Genomic DNA, 3,463 nt, shown 5'->3' with positions numbered 1-3,463 from the left:
CCATCATAGGTCATGACGTCGTAGATTTCGTCGGAGAGGATGGCGACCTGCGGATGCGCCTCCAGCCCCTTGACCAGTTTCTCGATCTCGGCGCGAGGCGTGACGCCGCCGGTCGGATTGGCGGGCGAGTTGAGGATCAGCAGCCTGGTCTTCGAGGTGATCAGCGCCAGCGTCTCCTCGGCCGAGAAGGCAAAGCCGTTTTCTTCGCGCATCGGCACGGGAATGGGTGCCGCACCCGTGAACTCGATCATCGAGCGGTAGATGGGAAAGCCGGGGTCCGGGTAGAGGATCTCGGCGCCGGGCTCGCCGAACATCAGGATCGCGGCGAACATGGTCGGCTTGCCGCCGGGCAGGATCATCACCGTTTCGGGCGATATCTCGACACCGGTGGTGGTCAGCGTGCGGCGCACCACCGCCTCGCGCGTCGCCAGCAGGCCATTGGCCGGCGTGTAGCCGTGATGGCCGTCGCGCAGCGCCTTGATCGCCGCCTCGACGATGTGCTGCGGCGTCTTGAAGTCGGGCTGGCCGATGCCGAGATTGACGATGTCGCGGCCTTGTTGGGCAAGTGCTGTGGCCCTCGCAAGCACGGCGAAGGCGTTTTCCTCGCCAAGGCGGTCGAAGGCCGAAATCGTGTGGAGCATTTTTCCCGTCCGTGTGGTTCTTGCTGTTGGGTCGCGTTTTTGTGAGCCTCAGCCCGCAAAAGTCAAACGGATTGGAGCATTCGGTGTCGGAAAATCTCAGGGATTGGCAACCGCGTCCGCGGCCTGAACGCAAGACCATCGACGGTCGATACGTCCGGCTTGAACCGCTGAGCGCTGCAAAACACGGCGACGGCCTCTATGAAGCGTCCTCCGTGTCCGATATCGACGACCGCTTCGCCTGGTTGCCCGATTATCCGCCGGAGACCCGCGCCGCCTTCCAGCCATGGCTGGACAAAGTCGAGGCCAGCGAGGATCCGCTGTTCTTCACCGTCATCGACAAGGCCAGCGGCAAGGTCGCCGGACGCCAGACGCTGATGCGCATCGATCCGGCCTACGGCGTCATCGAGATCGGCAACATCTATTGGGGACCGCTCATCTCGCGCAAGCCGGGAGCAACCGAAGCGCAGTTCCTGTTCATGAAATACATCTTCGACGGGCTCGGCTATCGCCGCTACGAATGGAAGTGCAACAACCGCAACGAGCCATCGAAGCGGGCGGCCGAGCGGTTCGGCTTCAAGTTCGAAGGCATTTTCCGCCAGCATCTCATCGTCAAGGGTGAAAACCGCGACACTGCGTGGTATTCGATCATCGACAAGGAATGGCCGGCGCTGCGCAGTGCCTATGAGGCGTGGCTCGATCCGGCCAATTTCGATGGCGACGGCCGGCAGAAGCGACGGCTCGAGGATTTTCGCGCGGAATTCGGCGCTTAGGAGTTCACTATTGGCACATACCCACGATCACACCGGGCACGGTCACGGCCCTGGTCATGTGCATGGCTCGACCGACAAGAAACGCGTTCTGATCGCAGCCTGCCTGACCGGCGGCTTCATGGTCGCCGAGGCGCTTGGCGGCATCCTCACGGGCTCGCTGGCGCTGCTGGCCGATGCCGGCCACATGCTCGCCGATTCGATCGCGCTCGGCCTTGCCTGGTATGCGTTTCATCTTGGCGGCCGGCCGGCGACCGTTCGCCTCACCTATGGCTTCGGCCGGGTCAAGACGCTGGTGGCCTATACCAACGGCATCGCCATCTTCGTCATCGCGCTGTGGATCGTCTATGAAGCCTGGGGACGCCTGCAGGCGCCGGCGCCGGTGCTTGGCGGGCCGATGCTGGTGGTGGCGATCCTCGGCCTGCTGGTGAACCTCGGCTCGTTCTTCGTGCTGCATGGCGGCGACCGCGAGAGCCTGAACATGCGCGGCGCCATCCTGCATGTGCTTGGCGACCTGCTCGGCTCGGCGGCGGCCATCGCGGCGGCGCTGGTCATCCTGGCGACCGGCTGGACGCCGATCGACCCGATCCTGTCGGTCCTGGTTTCACTGCTGATCCTCTACACGGCGTGGTCGCTGATGCGGGAGGCCGCCCATGTCCTGCTCGAGGGCGTGCCGCCAAGCCTCGACCGAGATCTGATCGCCAGGGATATCCAGACGACGATCCACGGTGTACGCGAAGTGCACCACATGCATGTCTGGTCGCTCGACGGGACCAGCAATATGGCGACGCTGCATGCCTGTCTAGACGAGGGCGTCGATGCGCATCAGGCGGTGAGTGCCGTCAAGAAGCGGCTTGCCAGCGAGCACGGCATCAGCCATGCCACCGTGGAACCGGAATTCGGGCAATGCGCCGACGATGGCGACGAGCACGACCACGGGCACGAGCATGAAGCGGCTGCATATCACGACCACCATCACTAGGACCGGATCGATCGATGTCGATCGTCCTGCCTCAGGAGTTGCAAAACCTTGAAAACCAGCTTGACGAACGCCCATCCTCCGGACGCGGCATGATGGACCGCGACACCAGGAACGCGGTCATCGCTGCCGCGTGGATCATGCTGCTGTTCGGTATAGGCGCCTACTATCTGCCGACCGTGATGCTGGCACTCGGCAGCCTTTCCACTGTGCTGGCCGGCGCCTTTGGCATCGTCTTCGTGCTGGCGTTCTTCTCGGTGTTCTGGCTGCGCGCCCGCAACCAGCGCAAAAACCAGGGTAAATAGGCAAGGGATCTTCGACATGCGCATTCTGATCACTGGCGCCGCGGGTATGGTCGGCCGCAAGCTCATCGCCCGGCTGGCCAAGGACGGGACGCTGCGCGGGGGCAAGATCACCGCGCTCGATCTCCACGATATCGTGCCGCCACAGGCGCCGAGCCTGGATGGCGTCAGCGTCACGCTGCACACCGGCGATCTCGCCGAAGCGGGTGCCACCGAGCGCCTGGTCGCATCGCGCCCCGACGTCGTCTTTCATCTCGCCGGCATCGTATCCGGCGAGGCGGAGGCGAATTTCGAACTCGGCTACCGCGTCAATCTCGATGGCACGCGCGCCCTGTTCGATGCCATCCGGGTGGCGGGCTTTGCGCCGCGCGTCGTCTTCACCTCGTCGATCGCGGTGTTCGGCGCGCCGTTCCCGGACGTCATTCCCGATGACTTCCATCCGACGCCGCTGACCTCTTATGGTACCCAGAAGCAGATGAGCGAAGCGCTGCTGGCCGACTATTCCAGGCGCGGGTTCTTCGACGGTATCGGCATCCGGCTGCCGACCATCTGCGTGCGGCCGGGCAAGCCGAACAAGGCGGCGTCGGGCTTCTTCTCGGGCATCATCCGCGAGCCGTTGAGCGGCCATGAGGCGATCCTGCCGGTGCCGCGCTCGGTCGTGCACACGCATGCCAGCCCCCGCTCGGCGGTCAACTTCCTGATCCATGCGGCGGGGATCGAAGGCAGCGCTGTCGGGCCACGCCGCAATCTGAACATGCCCGGCGTCGCCGGCAC

At 64.3% G+C, this 3,463-nt stretch carries 5 protein-coding genes; 4 read left to right on the top strand and 1 reads right to left on the bottom strand.

The window, feature by feature from the left end; all coding sequences use genetic code 11:
• Positions 1-641, bottom strand: a 641-nt coding sequence (locus EN879_RS28595; protein WP_127274404.1) for an aminotransferase class I/II-fold pyridoxal phosphate-dependent enzyme, incomplete at its 3' end; no start/stop codon positions are given.
• Positions 642-724: 83 nt separating this feature from the next.
• Between EN879_RS28595 and EN879_RS28590 the strand changes: the two genes are divergently transcribed.
• The 4 genes from EN879_RS28590 to EN879_RS28575 all read left to right on the top strand — a co-directional run.
• A complete protein-coding gene (locus tag EN879_RS28590) occupies positions 725-1,411 on the top strand; it encodes a GNAT family protein (protein ID WP_063170329.1) in 687 nt (228 codons plus the stop codon).
• Between the two features lie 10 nt (positions 1,412-1,421).
• Positions 1,422-2,390 (top strand): cation diffusion facilitator family transporter, encoded by a 969-nt coding sequence (locus EN879_RS28585; RefSeq protein ID WP_063168938.1) that lies wholly within the window; start codon positions 1,422-1,424, stop codon positions 2,388-2,390.
• An 89-nt stretch (positions 2,391-2,479) separates the two neighbouring features.
• On the top strand, positions 2,480-2,692 hold the full coding sequence (locus EN879_RS28580; protein ID WP_013529748.1) for a hypothetical protein: 213 nt from the start codon (positions 2,480-2,482) through the stop codon (positions 2,690-2,692).
• 16 nt (positions 2,693-2,708) lie between these two features.
• Positions 2,709-3,463, top strand: a 755-nt coding sequence (locus EN879_RS28575) for an SDR family oxidoreductase (RefSeq protein WP_164774628.1), incomplete at its 3' end; no start/stop codon positions are given.

It is taken from the genome of Mesorhizobium sp. M7A.F.Ca.AU.002.02.1.1, assembly GCF_003998535.1.
Taxonomy (GTDB): Bacteria; Pseudomonadota; Alphaproteobacteria; order Rhizobiales; family Rhizobiaceae; genus Mesorhizobium; species Mesorhizobium ciceri.
The sequence above is the reverse complement of the archived record's forward strand: the minus strand, read 5'-3'. Positions and strand labels throughout refer to the sequence as shown.